The following is an 18,686-nucleotide window of genomic DNA, read 5'->3' on the forward strand; positions in this document are numbered from 1 at the left end:
GCGTTCAGCGGCTCGCACGGGCCGACCGTGCTGCCCGTCAACTACAAGCTGCACAACGGCGACATCGTCTTCCGCACCGCGGCCGGCGGCGCCATGGACGAGGACCTGCGCAGCGGCGTGAAGGGGGTCGACATCGTGATCGCCTTCCAGATCGACCGGATCGACGAGGTCAACCGCGAGGGCTGGAGCGTCCTGGTGCAGGGGCCCGCCCATCACGTGCCGGCCGAGGAGATGGCGGACGCGGCAGGCTCCGGTGTCATCCCGTGGGCGGGCGGCGAGCGGCTGCTCTACGTCCGCATCACCCCGCAGCAGATCACCGGCCGCCGCATCCACGGCATGTAGCCACGGCGGCGGTCACGAAGCCGCCCGTTCGCACCAGGTTCTCTTTGGCGGGCCTGCCCGCCGGGCGCCACAAGGTTCAGGCCACCCCATTCGAGCACCATCACGGTCAGGCGCCACCACGGTCAGGCACCACGACGATCGGGGGGTCATGACGACGGACGCCAGGGGGCGCGCACGACGGCGACCGGGCAGTGGGCCCGCTGGAGCACGCCGTGGCTCACCGTGCCGAGCACCGTCGCGGTGAGCCTGCTCAACCCGCGCGACCCGACCACCGCCAGGTCGGCGCCGCTGGAGGCGCGCACCAGCGCAGGAACCGGGTGCCGGTCGACGAAGGAGTCCTCGATCGGCACGTCCGGGTACGTCTCCCGCCACGGCGCCATCGCCGCCGTCAGTTCCTGGCCGAACCCGGCCCCCGGCAGCGGCCCGTACCCCACGGGGTGGGGCGCCAGCACGGACACCTGGCGGCCGTACACGACCCGGACCCGCGCGCCCCGCGCGTTCGCCTGCTCCAGCGCGTACGCCAGGGCCGCGTCCGCGTCCGCGGAGCCGTCGTACCCCACCACGACCTCGCCGCGTTCCGGCTCAGGCGGCTCGTGCACGATCACCACGGGGCAGCGTACGTGCCCGGCCAGCGCGAACCCGGTGGAGCCCAGCATCAGCCCGGAGATCGCGCCCCGTCCCCTGCTGCCCAGCAGCAGGCTGTCGGCGTCGGCGCCCTCGGCGCGCAGCCGCTCGACCACCGCGCCGGTGATCAGCACGGCCGTCGTCTCCACCTCGGGTGCTACGGCGCGTACCCTCTCGACGGCGTCCGACAGCAGCGCCTCGCAGCGCTCGCTCAGTGTCAGGCGCGTGCCCGCCAGCGGCCGCTCGGGCTGCCACGGCTCGCGTACGTGCACGATCCGCAGCGACCGCCCGCGCCGCGCGGCGTCGTCCGCGGCCCACGTCAGCGCGGTCCAGGCCCGGTCCGCCCCGTCGATCCCGACCACGATCGGTCCGCTCATCGCCGCCCTCCCGTCGGGCCTGTCCCTGTCCCTGTCCCGCACAGCTACCCCGGAGCAGGAGGTCATCCACCTCGGCAGCCTCCCGCGGCGGGCTGAGCACGGACCAGCTCATGGTCCGCGATCGTGCCACGGGCACGACGGTTCATGAGTGCGCTCTCGGTACCCGGTCCAGACGCCTCAGCTTTGGTTCCCGGTCTCGGTTCCCGGTCTTGGCGCCGGGACTCGTGCCCGGTCTTGGCGCCCGCTCTGGATTCCGGACTCGATTCCCGAACTCATACCCGATCTTGGCACCCGGTCTGGATTCCGGACTCGATTCCCAGACTCACGCCCGGTCTTGGCGCCCGGTCTTGGCGCCACACGGTCGCCGTCCCGGATGGCTGAGCCGCCCCTCCCACGCTCAGAGGGCGGCTCAGCCGTGCGGACCAGGGCGGTCGGCGGGACGCGCCGGCCTCGCGTGGGTCAGCGGCAGCCTGTCGCGCCGAACACCAGGAAGTTGGTCGACTCGCGCTCGTCGAAGTTGTCGTCGGAGCCGATCACGAGCGTGCACTCGCCGCCGGTCAGGCGCGGCCCCCAGGCCAGGCTCTCCCAGTTCTGCACCGGGGGCCGGAAGGTGCCGAGGTCGAAGACCAGGCGCTTGGTCACCGCGCGGTATGGGCCCCCGCTCGCCAGTGCGGCGGTGTTCAGCACGTTGGTGGCGCCGCGCAGGTCGATCTCGTAGAGCTTCGCGCGGTAGCCGGTGCCCTCGACCCAGGAGCGCTCCAGCGCCAGGTAGCGGGACTCGTCGACGGGCAGCAGCTCGGACACGCCGGTGTCCGACTGCCCCGTGGCCGGGACGGGCGCGGCGGGCAGCGGGTCGAGCGGGTAGACGTACTGCCCTCTCAGGGTGCCCTGGCGGCTCCACACGGTCAGCCGCGCGGGCGCGCCGCGCTCGGCCGTCGGCGGCTGCCCGTCCTCGTAGCGCGGGCCTTCGGTCACGGCGGTGATCGTACGCCTGGATACGGCCAGGCCTTCGAAACCGGAATTGCGCCGCGGCCCGGTCTCCGTGGTCGTGAGTTGCAGGTTGCCCGGCAGTGGCAGAGCGCTCGTGTGGCGGCCTCGGAGGTCCATCGAGCGCACCGCCGGGGACGAAACCGGAATATCGGGATTTCGAGTGTCCGGTCGGTCCCCTTCGTCTCCCCAGAGCAGCCGCCGGCTCCACCGGTCGTACCTGATGGATTCCGGATCGGCCGACGCCGGCCTGCCGTAGGCCGGATATGGTGTCCCATCGGCCCGGAGCATCGTCGTGACCCCCGTCAGGCGAACCCCGTGGAACGCCCCCGACCGGCGGTCGATGTCGAGCCGCCCGGTGTAGAAGCGGGCGGGGTTGTAGCGCCAGCGGTCGTCGGAGACGAAATACCACGTGTCGGTGCGGGGGTCGCGGTCGATGCCGGACAGACCGCCCACGGTGGTTCCCGCGAACTGCATCAGATGCGGCACCCGCTGCTCGCCCAGGAAGCGCGTGATCCGGACGGACTCCGGCGGCGCGCTCCCGGCTGCCGCAGGCGGTGCGGCGCTCACCACCATCGCGAACGCGATGGTTATTTCCATTAGTTTCCGCGAACGACCCATATGATCCCCCGTGATTCCATCGGCCGTCGAGCGAAATCGACGCAGGACATGAAATCGCGGATCACCAGAGAAGTCCACGGACGCCAAACTTGCACGTCGCACCAGAAAATAGGGAATCCCCTCTTTCCAGCGCCCGCGTCCCGACTTTTCTTGTGAATTAGGAAATATCGGAAAGCGTGATGAGATGCCGGGTGCCGTCGCGGGGCGCCACAGCCGGGGCGTCCAGCACGCCGGCGTCGCCGTCCACCTCCACCCCCGCGCCGGCCCCGGCCCCGGCCGCGCGACCGATTCCCTGTGCGGGCCCGGGCACCACGATCTGTGCCTGCAGCCCGCCATCCGGCAGAACGGCGCTCGAGACGGCGGTCACCGACCCGTTGGCGTCGCTCCTCACCAAGCCCATCCACGCCCCGACCGGCAGGCGCACCACCCTCCCACGCCGCCGACCATGCCACCGCCGGTCACGATCACCGGCCCCCGGTCCCGGTCCTGGTCCACGTCACGATCCACGGTCACGGTCATCGGCCCCGCTCCCGGTCCCGGTCACGATCCCCTGTCACGGTCACGGTCACGGTCCCCCGTCACGGTTGCCCGCTCACGATCCCCGGGTCACGGTCGCTGTCGTTGGTCGCTGGTCGCTACACAGGTCGCTGTCGCCGGTCGTTAGGAGCGGGTGCCGATGACGGCGGTGGCGTCCAGTTCCTCCGAGCGCTCGGCGCGGGCGCGCAGCCCGGCGCCTGCCACGGCCGCGGCGGTGGCCTCCGCCTGGCGTTCGCTGGTCTCGATCAGCAGGTGGCCGCCCGGCGCGAGCCACTGCGGCGCCTCGGCGATCACCCGCCGGGCGACGTCCAGCCCGTCGCCGCCTCCGTCTAGCGCCATCAGAGGCTCGTGCAGCCGGGCCTCGGACGGCAGCAGGCCGATCGACCCCGACGGCACGTACGGCGGGCTGACGATGAGGAGGCCGACCCGGCCGCGCAGCGAGGAGGGCAGCGGCTCGAACAGGTCGCCCTCGTAGACGTGCGCGCCCGGGAGGTTGCGCCGGGCACAGCGCACGGCGACCGGGTCGAGGTCGGCGGCGTGCAGCTCCGCCCTGCCTCCTTGAGCGCCGTCTCCTCCGATGCCACCTTCCCCAGCACCGTTCCGCCCGACGCCGCCTCCCCTGGCGCCACCTTCCCCAGCACCGCTCCCCTCGGCGCCGTCTCCTCCGGTGCCGCCGAGCCCGGCGATCAGTGCCGCCCCCATCGCGCCCGTGCCGCAGCACAGGTCGAGGACCACGGGAGAGCCGCCGGCCGCGCAGGCCAGTGCGACGGCCCGGCGGACGAGGAACTCCGTGCGCGGCCGGGGCACGAACACCCCCGGCTCGACGACGACGCGCAGGCCGCAGAACTCCGCCCAGCCCAGCACGTGTTCGAGCGGCACGCCGGCGACCCTCCTGGCGACCATGGCGGCCAGTGCCTCGGGGGTGGACGCGGTGGAGACGAGCAATTCCGCCTCGTCCTCGGCGAACACGCAGCCTGCGGCGCGCAGCCTCGTGACGATCTCAGCGGTCTGGACGGGTGACGAGAACACAGACATGGAAGCCTTCCGGGATGCCGATGGGCGCTCCCGCGGTCACCTGATCCCGGTGGTCCGCCTGGCCGAGAAGGGGAGCACCCAGCCTGTCACAGCGGTAATGGGTCTCACCTCCCTGGCCGGTCCGTTCGGGGATGGTCACGCTAGCAGATCCCTGTCGCAAAGGTCCTGTCCGTCCCCCGATCATCGGCCTAGATTCGAGATGGGGAGCGGAACAAGGACACGGCATGGGACCTGTAGTGATCACTGGTGGCTTCGGGCGTGTGGGCGGCCTGGTGCGGTCCGCGCTGCTGGCGGAGCACCGGTTGCGTGTCGTCGACCGGGTGGCCGGGACGCCCCTGCCCGGCGAGGAGTCCATGGTGGCCGACCTGGCCGAGCCAGGGGTGGCCGAGCGGGCACTGGCCGGGGCGTCCGGGCTGGTCCACCTCGCGGGCGACCCCAGGCCGCACGCGAAGTGGGAGGAGGTCTACCGCGCCAACGTGGCGCTCACCCGCCGCGTACTCGACGCCGCCGCCGGACAGGGCGTGCCGCGGGTGGTGCTGGCCAGCACGGTGCACGCCATGGGCGAGTACAACCGGCCGGAGCACCGTCCGGTGGACCCGGCGTGGGAACCGCGGCCCTGTTGCGCGTACGGGCTCAGCAAGGTCATCACGGAGAACCTCGGCCGGCTGCACGCGGAGCTGACCGGCGCTTCCGTGGTCTGCCTGCGGCTCGGCTCGACCGGCTACCCGCTGGACGAGGCGAGGTACCTGGGCATGTGGTTGTCCGGCCGCGACGTGGGCGCGCTGCTGCTGGCGGCGCTGACGGCCGGCCCCGGGTGGAGCGTGCACTTCGGCATGTCCGCCAACACCCGGCGGCACTGGGACCTCGCCTCGGCCAGGAAGCTCGGCTACGAGCCGCGCGACGACAGCGAGCCGTACGCTGAGACCGCCGGGCCGCCCACGGTGATGATCTGCCGCATCTTCGACGGCGCGGACAACCCGCCCGCACAGGCCTGAACCGGGATTAGCCAGACTTCTCGCGCCGTTCGCCGCCGTGGTGGGCGCACGGCACGAGGGCCGGGCTGACGTTGGCGAGCACCGTGTCGCGGGTGACCACGCGGGCCACGTCGTCCCGGCTCGGCACGTCGTACAGCACGTTCTCGACGTCTTCTCCGACGTGGCCGGCCTCGGTGAGCGCGGTGGCGTCGACGATCGCGGAGGGTACGTCGAGCATTCGCGCGCGCGTGCGCACCACGTACCTCCTACCGCTGCCAGTGAGGCCGGCCGGCAGCACGTCGGACTTGCCGAGCTCGACGGGCTCCGCCCCGGCGGGCGCGCAGGCGTGCGTCGTGGTTGCACACCGCGACCGCGAGCGCCTTCTTGGCCGGTTCCTGGCCGATCACGTACTGGCGGGTTGTCGCGCCCGCCCGTGCGGGTCATCGGGCGCGTCAGCCGTTCGGGCGCAGCGTCACGGGCAGGGACGCCAGACGCAGCGTCCCCGGATCCGGGGTGTACGCGGCGTCGCCGGCGAGCGCCAGGTCGGGGAAGCTGCGCAGCAGCGCGCCGAGCGCGGCGCCCGTCTGCACCCGGGCCAGCGAGGCGCCGATGCAGAAGTGCGGGCCGCGCGCGAACCCGAGGTGACCGGACGGCTCCCGCCGGATGTCGAACGTGCCGGGATCGTCGAACACGCGCGGGTCCCGGTTGACGGCGGCGATCGCGGCGGTGACGGGCTCTCCCTTGGGGATGAGCACGCCGCCGATCTCGACGTCCTCGGTGGGAAAGCGCGGGATCGTCAGCAGCTGCGGGCCGCACCAGCGCATCAGCTCTTCGACGGCGCGCGGCATGAGGTCCGGCTCGGCGCGCAGGGCGGCGAGCTGCTCGGGGTGGCCGAGCAGGGTGACCACGGCGTTGGCGATGAGGTTGGCAGGCGTCTGGCCGGCCAGGACCAGCTGCCAGACCATGGTGGCCAGCTCGACCTCGCTGAGCCGGTCGCCGTCCTCCTCCATGACGCGGGCGAGGTCGGAGACCAGGTCGTCGCCGGGCTCGGCGATGCCCCGGGCGACGGCCGCCGTGGCGCCCTCCATGATGCCCGGGATGGCGTCCCGCAGGCCCTGGCCGTGCCCGGCGGCGACGGCGGCGCCGTACTCACGCCAGCGGGGGCGGTCGGCGGCGGGGATCCCGACCAGCTCGCAGATCACCTCGATCGGCAGAGGCCGCGCGAAGTGCGCCAGCAGGTCGGCGGCGCCGTCCTCGGCCTTCGCGGCGTGCCCGGCCAGCTCGTCGAGGAGGCGGCCGGCGATCCGCTCCATGCGCGGCCCGAACGCGGCGGCCTTGCGCGGCGTGAACGCGGGCGCGACCAGCCGGCGCAGCCGGGAGTGCTCGGCGCCGTTCAGCACGGACATGGTCCGCATGTACGGCCGGCAGTGCTCGGGCACGTCGAACTGCAGGTAACTGTCCGCGCTGGTCCCCAGGCGCGGGTCGCTGAGCATCGCCCTGGCCTCCGCGTGCCGCGTCACGGCCCGGAACGGGCCGAACCCGGGCGCGGCCAGCCGCACCACGGGCGACTCCTCGCGTACCGGGGAGAACGCGGTGAGCGGGTTTCCCAGCACCGCGGGATCGGTCAGGTCGATCTGGGGGACTTCGGTCATCGCCACTCCACGTCCATTCACATGATGACAACATCTGGATGGTGACGGTATCTTGATGAGAGGGCGCGCGGCAACGTGAGGGAAACTCGTTCGCCGAGGGAACCGGAGGGCACGAACGTGCGGTCCAAGCCATGGGCGACGTTCACGCCGGCGCCTCACCGCGCACCGCCCGCTCATGTGGCGACGGTGGCCGCGATGGGAAGCCGGCCGAGGCCGCGGGCGGCCCTTCCCGTCCGCCGGCGAGAGCTGGACGCCGCCCCCGCCAACGTCACGACATGCTGCCGTCCAGCACCTCGGCGAGGAAGGCGTCCAGGTCGGCGCCGTCCCGCGCGATGCGCCCCCCGGCCGTCAGCGACTCGAACCGGGTGCCGAGCTCGGTGCGCTTCCTGTCGCGTACGTAGAGCGAACAGTCCGGGTCGGCGCACATGCAGGCGCCGCCCGGCGGCCGAGAGGTCCCCTCACGAGGACACCTGCCAGTGGGTGAGCGCGCTGTCGAGCGCGTCGAGGATCTTCGACCATGAGGCCTGGAGGTCGCGCGGATGGCCGAACCCGCTGCTCGCCTCGATGGCGAAGAACCCCTGGTATGTGCTGCGCAACAGGCGGATGGCGTCGGTCAGGTCGGGCTCCGGCAGCCCGTACGCGCTCAGGTGGGCGTACGTGATGGCCATGATCCGCTGGTGGCCCGCGGAGCCGGCGACGGCCTCGGGGTCCAGGGCCATCTGGGTGGCCTGGTAACGGCCGGGGAACTCGCGCGCGAAGTCGCGCCACGCGTTGGCGAACCCGGCCAGCGACTCCCTGCCCGCTCGGCCCGCCGTGGCCGTCGCGAGGCGGTCGGCGAGCTCGACCGCGGCGCGCACCGCCACGCGGGTGCGCAGGTCGCGCATGTTCTTGACGTGGGAGTAGAGGCTCGCGTCGGCGACGCCGAAGCCGCGCGCCAGCGCGGCCAGCGTGATGTGGTCGAACCCGACCACGTCGGCCAGGTCGGCCGCCGCCTCCGTCACCCGGTCAGCGGTCAGTCCGGCACGCGCCATGGGCCACCTCTCCTCCGTTGACCCGTGCTTCCTAGCTTTTAGCCTAGAGAGGGACGGTACGCAAGCCGGAGGATCAGAGGACGGTGGGCAGGACCGGGCGGCCGCGCACACCGGGGTCGGCGGCGAAGAGGGCGCCCGCGGCGGGCTGCTCACCCCGGTCGACGTCGAGCGCGGAGGTCGTGATGAACAGCCGGTCGAGGCCGTCGCCGCCGAACGCCACCGCCGTGACCTTGCGTACGGGCAGGGTGATGACCGCGTCGAGCCGGCCGCCCGCGTCATACCTGTGCACGGCTCCGCCCTGCCAGAGCGCCACCCACACCCCGCCCTCGGCGTCCACGGTCAGCCCGTCGGGCGCGCCCTGGGCCGGGTCGATGACGGCGAACGGCCGCCGCCCGCTCAATCCGCCGTCCGTGGTGTAGTCGAGCACGTCCACGCGGCCGGTCCCGGTGTCGGCGTAGTAGGCCAGGCTCCCGTCGGGACTGAAGTCGAACCCGTTGGAGATCGTCACCTCGGGCAGCACCACGCGCAGCTCCCCGCCCGGCCCGGCCACGTAGAACGAGCCGCGCCCCGGGGTGGCGTCGTAGGCCATGCTGCCGATGTAGAAGCGGCCGTCGGGGTCGCAGCCGCCCTCGTTCATCCGGATGGCGGGGTCGGTCCACGCCTCGCCCAGGGAACGCAGCGGGGCGTCGAGGTCGTCGGAGTCGGACAGGAGCAGCTCGCGCTCCGCCGCGACCACGTAGCCCCCGGAGACGCGGGGCCGCACGACGGCGGCGAGCGCCCCGGCGTGCCGGCGGCGCACTCCTCCGTCGGCGTCCAGCGCGAGCACGTCACCGGCGAGCATGTCGACCCAGCGCAGCCCGCCCCAGCGGCTGGACCACACGGGCCCCTCGCCGTGCTCGGCGATAGGGTCGGTCACGGTGTACGCGGCGATGGTCATGCGGCTCTCCTCAGCGCGATCGGGGGGCGTGGTCCACGACTCTAACGGCGGCCCGCCACAAGGCCACGGCGTCAGTACGCCACCGTGAACCTGCACCGGCGATGCCGGGGGCGCTCGGCCTCGTCGAGGAGCGCCACGGCGAGGTCCTCCAGGGAGATCACCGACCGGCCGGCCGCGTCGACCAGCAGCTCGTCGGCACCGAGCCGGTAGCGGCCGGTGCGCTCGCCCGGCTTCAGCAGCGCCGGCGGGCTGAGGTAGGTCCAGTCGGCGCGCGACGCCGCACGGCAGGTGGCGAGCTGGGCGTCGCAGGCCAGCGCGATGGGCCGCGCGGACGGCGGGAAGTCCGGGGCGTCGACGACGGTGAGCCCTCCGGTGCCGGGCACGGTCAGCCCGGCCGCGCCGCCGACGAGCAGCAGCCGCACACCGGTGGCCGAGACCCCGGCCAGCAGGGACTCGGCGGTGGCCACCAGGTCGTCCTCGTGGCCGGGCGCGGGACGGGTGGCGCTGGGCGGCGACGAGCGCGGCCAGGACGACGACCGCGCCGAACGCCTGGACGGCGGTGAGACGCTGGCCGAGCACCAGCCAGCCGAGCGCGGTGGCGACCACGGGGCTGAGCAGGCCGAGGAACGTCACCTCGGTCGCCGACAACCGTCCCAGGCCCCAGAACCACAGGGCGTAGGCGAAGGCGGAGCCGATGACGGCGAGATAGGCGCACCCGGCGAGGTTGGCGGTCGTGAGCACGGCCGGCGGCGGCCCTTCGACGAGCAGGGCCACGGGAAGCAGCAGCAGGCCGCCGGCGACGAGTTGCCAGCCGGTGGTGGCCAGCAGCGGCGCGGGCGACCGCCACCGCTTGCTCAGCACGACTCCGGTGGCCATGACGGCGGCGCCGCCGAGGGCCGCGGCGACGCCGAGCGCGTCAAGGCGCGCGTCGGCGCGCAGCACGAGCAGGCCGACCCCCGCCACGCCCGCCAGCGCGGTGCGCAGGGACAGGCGTTCGGCGAGCAGCCCGGCCGACAGCAGCGCGACGAACAACGGGCTGGACGGCCCCGACGGTCGCGGCCACCCCGCCGGGCAGCCGGTAGGCGCCCACGAACAGCAGCGCGAAGAACACCCCGATGTTCAGCGCCCCCAGCACCAGCGAGCGCCACCACCAGATCCCCTTCGGCAGGTGCCTGGTGATCGCCAGGAGGAGCCACGTGACCCTCACGGACGAGGGGCACGCGTTGATCGACGAGGTGCTGCCGCACCACATCGAGACTGAGCAGCGTGTGCTCGCCGCGCTGCCGAAGGAGCGGCGCGACGACCTCGCCGACACGCTGCGCGCCCTGCTGGAATCCCTCGGCGACACGACTGGCCCCACCTGAGCGCCGGCGGGCCGCCTGCCGGGCGTGACGGGCCGGGCGCGTCAGCGCGACCGCGGGTGCCGACGACCGACCGGGCGCGCGTGAGCGGGGCGCGCCGGTTCAGCGGCGGTGTTCAGCGGCGGCGGCCGGCGCCGCGCGATCTTCGTCCACCCCCGGCGCGAGGCCGGGACGGCCGCTGCGGGGCGGACCAGTGCGCCGGGCGGGTGAGCGCGGCGGGAAGGCGGGTCTCCCGGTCACCCCTGGCGGAGTCGAGCTGGGGCTGGGTGAGGAAGAGGGCGCCGTCGAGGTCGGCTCCCGACAGGTCGGCTCCGCGCAGATCGGCCCCGATGAGGTCGGCCTGGCGCAGGTCGGCTCCCCTCAGGTCGGCCCCGATCAAGTACGCCCCACGCAGGCTGGCCGCGCGCAGGTCTGCGCCACTCAGGCGGGCCCCGATCAGGTCGGCTCCTCGGTGATCCTTGCCGGCACGCCCCGCCCTGACCAGCTCGCTGACCCGCAGCAGCAGCGTGTTGACGCGCACCCGCTCCGCCTCCACGTCGATCTTCTCCAGCTCACCGGCGCTTCGCAGAGTGAGGCGCTCGGTCGCGGCGATGGCCTCGGCCAGCTCCGCGTGCACCGGCCGGGCGGCGTCGAGCGCCAGCGCCTCCGCCAGATACCACAGCAGCTCGTGCAGCTGCCGCACGACCGGGAACACGGAGTACATCCGCCGGGCCGTGCCCGGCGCCTCCCGCCAGCTCGTGCCCTCGAACGTGACCTGCGAGACCTTCTGCCCCGCCCCGAAGCAGTCGAAGACCGTGCACCCGGCGAAGCCGCTCTGCCTGAGCCGATCGTGGATGGAGCAGCGGAAGTCGTCGCGCAGATGGTGGCAGGGCTGCCCGGCGTCCTTGTCGGCGGCGAAGTCGGCCGAGGCCGAGAACGGCAGCGCCACGCAGCACAGCCCGAAGCAGCTCTCGCAGTCGGCCAGCAGGCCGAGCTCGCGCGGGTTCGTTCCGGGCAACGTGCTGGTCTCCTCACGGGTGTCGGGGTGCGGCCCACCCACCTTACTCAGGGATGTGTGTACGGCGTCGTCGTGGTGAGCGGCACGAACCCGAGCCTCTCCAGGATGGGCCGGCTCTGGCTGGACGCGTCCACCTGCAGGTAGGAGTGGCCGCGCGCGACCGCCTCGCGGGCCCGCCAGGCGACCAGCGCGCGGTAGACGCCCCGCCCGCGCCATCCGGGCACGGTGCCGCCGCCCCACAGGCCGGCGAAGCCGGTGCCGGGGTACAGGTCCATCCGGGCCGCGCTGACAGGCACGTCGCCGGCCAGGGCGAGCACGGCGTGGAGTGTGCCGGCCGCGAGCCGGTCGAGGAGATGCCGCCTGAGGTGGTCGCCGTGGCGCTCCTCGACGAGGCCGAACGCGCGCCCGTGCACGCCGGCCATGAGCTCCACGCCGTCCACGCCGGTCACCGGGACCAGGCGGACGCCCTCCGGCGTGGCGGGCGGCCCGGCCGCGATCGCGGCGGCCTCGGCCACCATGACCGTCTCCTCGGGCTGGGCGGTGAACCCGGCCGCCAGCAGCCGGTCGCCGAGGTCGGCGGGGTGGTCGTGAGCGTACAGCTTCCATTCGAACGGCAACCCCAGCGACCCGAAGTGCCGCACCTGCCCGGCGATCGCCGCGTCCGCGCCGCCCTCGTCGAGGCCGGACCACAACACGCCGTTCCAGCCGTGCGCGGGGCCGGCCTGACGCACCACGCCACCCGCCCGCTCGACCCGCGTTCCCGGCCCGTCGGGGCGGGCCTCTCTCCGCAGTTGCCGGTCGAACAGGGCCAGCACGTCATCGCGATCCATCCGGACACCTCAGCATTCCCGCGCGTGCCGGGCAACCGGTTTATCCGCCGTAACGCCGTTGCCGCGCCGCGAAGCTCCGCAGCGCGCGCAGGAAGTCGATCTCGCGGAAGGCGGGCCAGTACGCCTCGCAGAAGTACAGCTCGGAGTAGGCCGACTGCCAGAGCAGGAAGTTCGACATACGCTGCTCGCCGCTGGTGCGGATCACGAGGTCGGGGTCGGGCTGCCCGGCGGTGTACAGGTGCGGGGCGATGTCGTCCACGGTCAGCGTCGAGGCCAGCTCCACCATGGACTGCCCCGACTCGGCCCGCTCGTACAGCAGCTCGCGCAGGGCGTCGATGACCTCCTGGCGGCCGCCGTACCCGATGGCCAGGGTGAGGTGGAAGCCGGTGGCGCACGTGCGGGTCGCCTCGACGGCGCTCTTGAGCGCGCGGGCCGTGGTGTCGGGCAGCATGTCGAGCATCCCGGCGACGTGGACCTGCCAGCGGGCGTCGGGCCGGTCGAGCCGGTCGGCGACCATGCGCTCGATCACGCCCAGCAGCGACGCCACCTCCTCGTCGCCGCGGCGCTGGAGGTTCTCCGTCGAGCAGAGGAACACGGTCAGGTGCTTGATGCCCAGCCCCTCGCACCATGACAGCACGTCGGCGATGTGCTCGGCGCCGGCTTTGTGGCCGAGGCCCGGATGTGCCAGGCCCTTCTGCCTGGCCCAGCGCCGGTTGCCGTCCATGATCAGGCCGACGTGGCCGGGCAGCGGGCCGGTCATGACCTGCCGGCGCAGGCGCCGGGCGTAAAAGGCGTGAAGGAGGTCAGTCGTCTGCACCCTCCCAGGATGGCGTGCCCGGACGGCCGGTATCGGATCTTTCCTGATTTCCGTCGGCGATCCGCTCCAGCTTGTCAGAGTTGGTGACGGCGTAGATGCCGGTCACGCGCGGGCGGGGGCGGCGGGGGAACGGCGGTTCCCGCCCCGCCGCTCCCCCGCCTCCTAGCGCGGCTCACCTCCGTCCTCACCGGTACGCGGCCAGGCGTCGCCCCAGCCGGTGTCCCTGGCCAGCCGGTAGAGCCCGCCCTGCCGTCTGGACACGGTCACGTCGCGGACCGCGTCCTCGTCCGCGCACACCCGCAGGGACACCATGCCCTTGCGCCTGCGCGGATGGCGCAGGACCCTGGCGCCGGCCCGCGGCCACCTCGATGTCGTGGCGGCCACGTAGGAGAACCTCTCGTCCTCGAAGCCGAGGGTGCCCGCCTTGACCTTGCGGTGCAGCGCGCTCCTCGGCAACCGGACGGAGAAGTGGCACCAGTCCTCGCCCCGCCGGATCGGGCAGGGACCGTCGTGGGGGCAGGGGGCGACGATGGTCATGCCGCGTCCGGCCAGGATCTCCCGGGCGGTGGCGATGGTGGCGTACCCGGCCGGCGTGCGGGGCTCGACGACGACCACCATGGTGGCGTCCGCGGCCAGCCAGCGCACGGTCCGCGGGCGGTCCTCCGGGGGGAGCTCGCCCAGGGCGTACGTCATGGTGACCAGGTCGGCCGCGGACCGGTCGAGACCCGGCCGGACGGACGCCCGCCGCCACGTGGCTCCGCTCAGCGCCGGCGAGGCGCGGGCCAGGCGGCGGCCCCAGCCGATGGCGTGCGGGTCGCGTTCGATGACGGTGACCTCCTCGATGGACGGCCAGGTCGTGGCCGCCGCCCAGATGGCCGCCCCGGTGCCGCCGCCGGCGTCGAGGTGCCTGCGGGGCAGGAATCCCGGCACCGCCGCCCGGTGCAGGGCGGCGGCGGTGGCGGCGTAGGTGGCGGGCATACGAACCGCGGCGTAGGCGGCGACGTCGGCCTCGCCACGCAGGTGCACGCCGCCGGTGGCGGCGCCCGCGCGGTAACGCTCGGTGAGCCGCGCCGCCGCGTCCGCCAGGTCGTGCGCCGGGTAACGGGCGAGCTCCCGGTCCAGCGCGGCTCTGAGCTCGCGGGGAAGCACGGACGCGTTCACCGCGCCCTCGCCCCGGCGACCGTGAACGCCACGACCGCGATCACCGCTCCGGCGACGGTGAACAGCGCGACCGGGATCACCGCTCCGGCGACGGTGAACACCGCGGCCGGGACTCGTGTGCCGGAGCGTGCGGGCCCGCTCACAGGGTCCTCGCCTCGGCGAGCGGCCGCCAGGCGGCTGCGGCGATGGCCACCATGACGGCGGCGGCCAGCCAGTACGGCGCCGTGATCGTCGTGGCCTGGGCCAGCAGCCCGCCCAGGAGCGACCCGAGAGCCGCGCCCCCGACGTCGATCAGCGCGCCGGCCCCGATCACCCGGCCCATCAAGTGGGCGGGCACGACCTGCTGCCGCAGCGTCGTCGCGACCACGCCCCACACCATGGTGTGGATCCCGAACACGACCAGCACCGCGGCCGCGACCAGCGGGACGGTCGTGGCGGCCAGCGCGGCGTGGGTGCCGGCCTCGATCATCAGCCCGGCCCGCAGCAGGGCCGTCGCCCCGAACCTGGCCCGCAGCCGCACCGCCAGCGCCGTGCCGGTCAGCCCGCCGACGCCGAACGTGGTGAGCAGCAGCCCGTAGCCCACCTCGTCCAGCCGCAGCCGGTGGCGCGCGTACAGCACGAAGACCGCGAACGCCGCGCAGAACACGATGTTGGCCAGTCCCATGCTGAGCGCGAGCGTGCGCATCAGGCGGTGGCGCCACAACCACCGCAGCCCGGCCGCGATCTCGGCGCGCAGCCCGCCGTCGTCGTCCCGCGGCTGCGCGGGCACCGGCCGTACGGTGGCCACCAGCGCGGCCGCGACCGCGAACGACACCGCGTCCACCCCGAACGGCAACGCCGCCGCGACGGCGAACAACCCCGCGCCGAGGGGCTTGGCCAGGAACTGGTTGGCGACGGTGAAGGTGGCCATCAGCCGGGCGTTGGCGGCGGCGAGCCGCTCGGGCGCCACGATGGCGGGCACCATCGCCGCCGTGGCCGTGTCGGCGAGCGTCTCACCCGTGCCGAGCAGGAAGAACGCCAGGTAGATGACGGGGATGCCGGTCGTGCCCGTGGCCACGGAGACGGCCAGCGCGCCGAGCACCAGGGCGCGCAGCAGGTTGACGGCGACGATGAGCTTGCGCCGGTCGAGCCGGTCCGCGTACGCGCCGCTGATCAGCGCGAAGAGCAGCCACGGCAGTTGCTGGGCGAAGGCGGCGCCGGCGACGAGCGCCGGGTCGTTCGTGAGGGAGGCGACGAGCAATGGCCCGGCGGCCGTGGTGATGCCGTCGCCGATGTTGGAGACCGCGGAGGCGGTCCAGAGTCTGGTGAAGTCCGCGCCGAGACGCGCGGAGGGGAGGGCACGCAAAAGAGCTCCTCGGAAGGAAGGGGAACGGTCGTGTGCGCGTGCGACCGCTCCAGGCGAGGAGCCTCATGCGCCGGAGTGGGTCCGGCGGCCCTATGCCCGCGGGGGATCTGCCGCATCACGCCGCCGGCGCGGCGGTCCGATGAGCAGGTCCCCGTCAGTGAGGTGTCACGGGCCCTCGCCTTGAAGCGGCAGCGGTGGCCATGCAGGTGCGCATACGGACCCCTCTCCATCCGGTGTCACCGTTCCTGGACGTCTCCGATCTTCTGACAGCGGGCCGGGACGCGGCCACCGCTTTTCGCCCGGTGCCCGCCGAGCGGCCGCCGCGCGTGGTACCCGCGGCGTACGTCACGCGTGGCCAGGAACAGCAGCACCGCCCACACGGCGCAGTAGGCGCCGAAGACCGCTCCGCCGCGGTCGGTCACCAGCGCTCCCCCCGTCATCCCCACCGCGCCCACCGCGGCGACCGCCGTGAAGAGCCCGTGCGCCCAGAGCACCATCAGGTACGGCAGGCGCCGCGTGAACCGGATCCGTCCCGCCAGCAGGATCGCCATGATCACCACCCCGGACGCCACGTTGCCCCACTGCGCCAGCGCCACCTCGCCGGGCCCGTAAGCGAGGTAGCTGTCCGGCGAAACCCGTGGCCCGCCGGTGAAGCCCAGCTTGCCCTCCAGGGCGTAGACGACCTTCGACGCCACGTACAGACCCGTCCATACGATGCCCGCCATCACGATTCTCATGGCACCGACTTTGCCGACGGGGCCGCCGCCGGTGCTCCCCCGCCAGGGGGATGGGCCTCCCCCTGCAGAGCCGTTCCGCGGCTGCGCCCACGGCGAACGTCCGCGTTCCCCCAACCGTCCCGCGGTAGCGTCCCTGGCATGGTGACGATCGGCGGCGTCGAGATCGCCTGCGAAGAAGCCGGCCCCGAGGAGCCGGCGGGCACCGTGGTGCTGGCGCACGCGGGGGTGGCCGACATGCGCATGTGGGACCACCAGTTCGCGGCGCTGTCGCGGCGCCACCGCGTGATCCGCTACGACTGGCGCGGCTACGGCCGGTCCGGCGACCCCGAGGGCGAGGTCTGCCATTACGAGGACCTGCTCGCCCTCATGGACGCCATGAAGATCGAGCGGGCGGCCCTGATCGGCTGCTCGATGGGCGGCGCTTACGCCGTGGAGGCCGCGCTCGCCGCCCCTGAGCGGGTCGCCGCGCTCGCCCTGATCAGCTCGGGCCTGGCCGGTCACCGGTGGCCGCAGGAGATGCTCGATCAGGCCCGCGACCGCGTGCACAGCTCGGTGCCGCCCGATCGGCTGGCCCGCTACCGCGCCGGCGCCGCCGGCCACGTCGACCCCGCCGACGTGCGCGCGATGGCCGAGGCTCACACGCTGTGGCAGGTCGCCGGCCCCGGCCGCGGCCGTGATGCCCTCTCCGACGAGGTGTGGGCGGCGGCGGTGGAGATGTGCCGGCTGGTGTTCGAACGGTCGTGGACCGGCCCCAGGTCAGCCGAACGCCACCTCGACCCGCCCGCGGCCACCCGCCTGCCCGAGATCACCGCGCCCACCCTGGTGGTCAACGGCCTGTCGGACGTGCCCGGCATCCAGGAGGTGTCCGGCCTGCTCGCGTCGGGCATCCCCGGGGCCCGCCGCCTCGACCTGCCGGACACGGGTCACCTGGCCCCGCTGGAGCGGCCCGCGGAGGTGAGCGCGGCCCTGACGGCGTTCCTCTCCGAGGTCTTCACCTGACGTGCCCGTTCACGTGCCGGAGCCGCCGCCCTGAGGGCCGCGTGCGGACACCATGCCGCCGACGGCCGAGACCAGCAGTTCTTTGTGCTCCTCCGGCAGCTCCGCCGCCAGCGCCTCCAGGCGCCGGGCGACCTCCTCGTGCGCGAGCACCGCGACCCGGCGGCCGTCGCCGCTCAGCTCGATCCGGCAGGCCCGCCGGTCGCGGGCGTCGCGCGTGCGCGCCACCAGGCCGCGCCTGGCCGCCCGGTCCACTAGCCCAGTCAGGCTCGACTTCTCCAGATGGAGGCTGCGGGTCAGGTCTGTCATTCCCACGGGCCCGTCCACCAGCAGGCACAGCAGCTGGGCCTGCTGCGGCGTCAGGTCGTGTTCCTTGCTGACCTCGGCGAACACCTGCTGCACCAGATGCGCCAGGCGCACGAGCGCGTCGGTGAACCGCAGCACGGGCTGTCTCGTCATGACCACGGCACGAGTCTAATTGACAATGGTTGGCAATCCGAACTAATTTGCTTCGTACAGCCAACTGTTCGCAACCCCAACCAAGTGTCCCGGGAGCCCGCCTCATGCCCGACTACGGTCACGACCTGCTCTTCAGCGCCAACATCGTGCCGCACGCCCAGCACGCGGACGCCGTCGTGGCCACCGCCCAGCTGGCCGAGCGCGCCGGGCTCGACCTGGTCACCTTCCAGGACCACCCCTACCAGCCCGCCCTCCTCGACTCCTGGACGCTGCTCGCGTACGTGGCCGCCGCCACCGGCACCATCCGCCTGGCCGGCAACGTGCACCCGCTGCCGCTGCGCCCGCCGGCCATGCTCGCCCGGGCCGCCGCCAGCCTCGACCTGCTCAGCCACGGGCGCTTCGAGCTCGCCCTCGGCGCCGGCGGCCACCGGGACGCCATCGCCTCCATGGGCGCGCCCCGCCTGACCCCCGGCCAGGCCGTCGACGCGCTGGAGGAGGGCATCCAGATCATCCGCGCGGCCTGGGACACCGACGCCCCGGGCCCCATCCGCTTCGACGGCCGGCGTCACCAGGTCGAGGAACTGCGGCGAGGTCCGCGCCCGGCCCACGACATCGGCATCTGGCTCGGCGCGTACCAACCCCGGATGCTCCGCCTCACCGGCCGGCTGGCCGACGGCTGGCTCCCCTCGCTCCCCCATCTCCAGACCACCGGCAAGATCGCCGATGGCAACGCCGTCATCGACGAGGCCGCCGAGGAGGCCGGCCGCTCGCCCCGCGACATCCGCCGCCTGCTCAACCTCGGCGAGGAGCTCCCGCCCGCCCAGCTCGCCGAGCTCGCCCTCACCCACGGCATCAGCGTCTTCACC

At 73.7% G+C, this 18,686-nt stretch carries 22 protein-coding genes and 2 pseudogenes; 5 read left to right on the plus strand and 19 right to left on the minus strand.

Features of this window, described 5'->3' with window-relative positions:
* The coding region (locus E1294_RS43945) for a pyridoxamine 5'-phosphate oxidase family protein (protein ID WP_132517385.1) at nucleotides 1-342 on the plus strand (342 nt) is incomplete at its 5' end.
* A 146-nt stretch (nucleotides 343-488) separates the two neighbouring features.
* On the opposite strand, the gene E1294_RS43950 is transcribed toward E1294_RS43945, so the two are convergent.
* From E1294_RS43950 to E1294_RS43965, 4 genes are all read right to left on the minus strand, one after another.
* A complete protein-coding gene (locus E1294_RS43950) occupies nucleotides 489-1,343 on the minus strand; it encodes a universal stress protein (protein ID WP_132517387.1) in 855 nt (284 codons plus the stop codon).
* A 459-nt stretch (nucleotides 1,344-1,802) separates the two neighbouring features.
* Nucleotides 1,803-2,930: an esterase-like activity of phytase family protein gene (locus E1294_RS43955; protein WP_132517389.1), complete on the minus strand. Its 1,128-nt coding sequence runs from the start codon at nucleotides 2,928-2,930 to the stop codon at nucleotides 1,803-1,805.
* Between the two features lie 178 nt (nucleotides 2,931-3,108).
* A complete protein-coding gene (locus tag E1294_RS43960; protein WP_132517391.1) occupies nucleotides 3,109-3,342 on the minus strand; it encodes a hypothetical protein in 234 nt (77 codons plus the stop codon).
* A 269-nt stretch (nucleotides 3,343-3,611) separates the two neighbouring features.
* Nucleotides 3,612-4,523 (minus strand): HemK family protein methyltransferase, encoded by a 912-nt coding sequence (locus E1294_RS43965; RefSeq protein WP_132517393.1) that lies wholly within the window; start codon nucleotides 4,521-4,523, stop codon nucleotides 3,612-3,614.
* Between the two features lie 224 nt (nucleotides 4,524-4,747).
* Here E1294_RS43965 and E1294_RS43970 point away from each other — a divergent pair, with 224 nt between their 5' ends.
* Nucleotides 4,748-5,518 carry an NAD-dependent epimerase/dehydratase family protein gene (locus tag E1294_RS43970; protein WP_165977815.1) on the plus strand — a complete coding sequence of 257 codons (771 nt, stop codon included), beginning with the start codon at nucleotides 4,748-4,750 and terminating at the stop codon, nucleotides 5,516-5,518.
* Between the two features lie 133 nt (nucleotides 5,519-5,651).
* Here E1294_RS43970 and E1294_RS56640 read toward each other — a convergent pair.
* The 7 genes and pseudogenes from E1294_RS56640 to E1294_RS58530 form a co-directional block, all read right to left on the minus strand.
* Nucleotides 5,652-5,907, minus strand: a pseudogene (locus E1294_RS56640) (ATP-dependent Clp protease ATP-binding subunit ClpX); the annotation flags it as partial.
* 42 nt (nucleotides 5,908-5,949) lie between these two features.
* Entirely contained in the window at nucleotides 5,950-7,149 is a 1,200-nt protein-coding gene (locus E1294_RS43980) for a cytochrome P450 family protein (protein ID WP_132517399.1), read from the minus strand.
* A 268-nt stretch (nucleotides 7,150-7,417) separates the two neighbouring features.
* A complete protein-coding gene (locus E1294_RS53575; protein ID WP_165977817.1) occupies nucleotides 7,418-7,576 on the minus strand; it encodes a hypothetical protein in 159 nt (52 codons plus the stop codon).
* A 31-nt stretch (nucleotides 7,577-7,607) separates the two neighbouring features.
* Complete coding sequence (locus E1294_RS43985; RefSeq protein ID WP_132517401.1) at nucleotides 7,608-8,180, minus strand: TetR/AcrR family transcriptional regulator; 573 nt, start codon at nucleotides 8,178-8,180, stop codon at nucleotides 7,608-7,610.
* Between the two features lie 73 nt (nucleotides 8,181-8,253).
* A complete protein-coding gene (locus tag E1294_RS56645) occupies nucleotides 8,254-9,117 on the minus strand; it encodes an SMP-30/gluconolactonase/LRE family protein (protein ID WP_132517417.1) in 864 nt (287 codons plus the stop codon).
* Nucleotides 9,118-9,188: 71 nt separating this feature from the next.
* Nucleotides 9,189-9,584 (minus strand): NAD(P)-dependent oxidoreductase, encoded by a 396-nt coding sequence (locus E1294_RS56650; protein WP_246083707.1) that lies wholly within the window; start codon nucleotides 9,582-9,584, stop codon nucleotides 9,189-9,191.
* A gap of 106 nt (nucleotides 9,585-9,690) precedes the next feature.
* Nucleotides 9,691-9,993: pseudogene (locus E1294_RS58530) on the minus strand (EamA family transporter); the annotation flags it as partial.
* Nucleotides 9,994-10,232: 239 nt separating this feature from the next.
* On the opposite strand from E1294_RS58530, the gene E1294_RS44005 reads away from it, so the two are divergent.
* Nucleotides 10,233-10,481, plus strand: a complete 249-nt coding sequence (locus tag E1294_RS44005) for a MarR family winged helix-turn-helix transcriptional regulator (RefSeq protein ID WP_220448287.1) — start codon at nucleotides 10,233-10,235, stop codon at nucleotides 10,479-10,481.
* Between the two features lie 112 nt (nucleotides 10,482-10,593).
* Here the strand turns inward: E1294_RS44005 and E1294_RS44010 are convergent, their stop codons facing one another.
* The 7 genes from E1294_RS44010 to E1294_RS44035 all read right to left on the minus strand — a co-directional run bounded on the left by E1294_RS44010 (nucleotide 10,594) and on the right by E1294_RS44035 (nucleotide 16,365).
* Nucleotides 10,594-11,475 carry a pentapeptide repeat-containing protein gene (locus E1294_RS44010; RefSeq protein WP_132517403.1) on the minus strand — a complete coding sequence of 294 codons (882 nt, stop codon included), beginning with the start codon at nucleotides 11,473-11,475 and terminating at the stop codon, nucleotides 10,594-10,596.
* Nucleotides 11,476-11,522: 47 nt separating this feature from the next.
* A complete protein-coding gene (locus E1294_RS44015) occupies nucleotides 11,523-12,305 on the minus strand; it encodes a GNAT family N-acetyltransferase (RefSeq protein WP_132517405.1) in 783 nt (260 codons plus the stop codon).
* Between the two features lie 40 nt (nucleotides 12,306-12,345).
* A complete protein-coding gene (uppS, locus tag E1294_RS44020; RefSeq protein WP_132517419.1) occupies nucleotides 12,346-13,065 on the minus strand; it encodes a polyprenyl diphosphate synthase in 720 nt (239 codons plus the stop codon).
* Between the two features lie 219 nt (nucleotides 13,066-13,284).
* Nucleotides 13,285-14,283 (minus strand): small ribosomal subunit Rsm22 family protein, encoded by a 999-nt coding sequence (locus E1294_RS44025; protein WP_246083708.1) that lies wholly within the window; start codon nucleotides 14,281-14,283, stop codon nucleotides 13,285-13,287.
* Complete coding sequence (locus E1294_RS53580; RefSeq protein WP_165977818.1) at nucleotides 14,280-14,426, minus strand: hypothetical protein; 147 nt, start codon at nucleotides 14,424-14,426, stop codon at nucleotides 14,280-14,282. Before E1294_RS53580 ends, E1294_RS44025 begins: the two co-directional genes overlap by 4 nt.
* Nucleotides 14,423-15,628 (minus strand): MFS transporter, encoded by a 1,206-nt coding sequence (locus tag E1294_RS44030; protein WP_132517407.1) that lies wholly within the window; start codon nucleotides 15,626-15,628, stop codon nucleotides 14,423-14,425. Before E1294_RS44030 ends, E1294_RS53580 begins: the two co-directional genes overlap by 4 nt.
* Nucleotides 15,629-15,864: 236 nt before the next feature.
* Nucleotides 15,865-16,365, minus strand: a complete 501-nt coding sequence (locus E1294_RS44035) for a hypothetical protein (protein ID WP_132517409.1) — start codon at nucleotides 16,363-16,365, stop codon at nucleotides 15,865-15,867.
* A 138-nt stretch (nucleotides 16,366-16,503) separates the two neighbouring features.
* On the opposite strand from E1294_RS44035, the gene E1294_RS44040 reads away from it, so the two are divergent.
* On the plus strand, nucleotides 16,504-17,364 hold the full coding sequence (locus E1294_RS44040; RefSeq protein WP_132517411.1) for an alpha/beta fold hydrolase: 861 nt from the start codon (nucleotides 16,504-16,506) through the stop codon (nucleotides 17,362-17,364).
* A 9-nt stretch (nucleotides 17,365-17,373) separates the two neighbouring features.
* Here the strand turns inward: E1294_RS44040 and E1294_RS44045 are convergent, their stop codons facing one another.
* Nucleotides 17,374-17,820, minus strand: a complete 447-nt coding sequence (locus E1294_RS44045; protein ID WP_132517413.1) for a MarR family winged helix-turn-helix transcriptional regulator — start codon at nucleotides 17,818-17,820, stop codon at nucleotides 17,374-17,376.
* Nucleotides 17,821-17,924: 104 nt separating this feature from the next.
* Between E1294_RS44045 and E1294_RS44050 the strand changes: the two genes are divergently transcribed.
* On the plus strand, nucleotides 17,925-18,686 hold a 762-nt coding region (locus E1294_RS44050; RefSeq protein WP_132517415.1), incomplete at its 3' end, for an LLM class flavin-dependent oxidoreductase.

This window comes from Nonomuraea diastatica, from assembly GCF_004349015.1.
In the GTDB taxonomy this organism is placed as follows: Bacteria; Actinomycetota; Actinomycetes; order Streptosporangiales; family Streptosporangiaceae; genus Nonomuraea; species Nonomuraea diastatica.

Coding starts and splice junctions, on each gene's coding strand:
- E1294_RS43950 (WP_132517387.1), bottom strand. CDS start 1,343: ATGAGCGGACCGATCGTGGTCGGGATCGACGGGGCGGACCGGGCCTGG.
- E1294_RS43955 (WP_132517389.1), bottom strand. CDS start 2,930: ATGGAAATAACCATCGCGTTCGCGATGGTGGTGAGCGCCGCACCGCCT.
- E1294_RS43965 (WP_132517393.1), bottom strand. CDS start 4,523: ATGTCTGTGTTCTCGTCACCCGTCCAGACCGCTGAGATCGTCACGAGG.
- E1294_RS43970 (WP_165977815.1), top strand. CDS start 4,748: ATGGGACCTGTAGTGATCACTGGTGGCTTCGGGCGTGTGGGCGGCCTG.
- E1294_RS43980 (WP_132517399.1), bottom strand. CDS start 7,149: ATGACCGAAGTCCCCCAGATCGACCTGACCGATCCCGCGGTGCTGGGA.
- E1294_RS53575 (WP_165977817.1), bottom strand. CDS start 7,576: ATGTGCGCCGACCCGGACTGTTCGCTCTACGTACGCGACAGGAAGCGC.
- E1294_RS43985 (WP_132517401.1), bottom strand. CDS start 8,180: ATGGCGCGTGCCGGACTGACCGCTGACCGGGTGACGGAGGCGGCGGCC.
- E1294_RS56645 (WP_132517417.1), bottom strand. CDS start 9,117: ATGACCATCGCCGCGTACACCGTGACCGACCCTATCGCCGAGCACGGC.
- E1294_RS44005 (WP_220448287.1), top strand. CDS start 10,233: ATGTTCAGCGCCCCCAGCACCAGCGAGCGCCACCACCAGATCCCCTTC.
- E1294_RS44015 (WP_132517405.1), bottom strand. CDS start 12,305: ATGGATCGCGATGACGTGCTGGCCCTGTTCGACCGGCAACTGCGGAGA.
- uppS (WP_132517419.1), bottom strand. CDS start 13,065: ATGACCGGCCCGCTGCCCGGCCACGTCGGCCTGATCATGGACGGCAAC.
- E1294_RS44035 (WP_132517409.1), bottom strand. CDS start 16,365: ATGAGAATCGTGATGGCGGGCATCGTATGGACGGGTCTGTACGTGGCG.
- E1294_RS44040 (WP_132517411.1), top strand. CDS start 16,504: ATGGTGACGATCGGCGGCGTCGAGATCGCCTGCGAAGAAGCCGGCCCC.
- E1294_RS44045 (WP_132517413.1), bottom strand. CDS start 17,820: ATGACGAGACAGCCCGTGCTGCGGTTCACCGACGCGCTCGTGCGCCTG.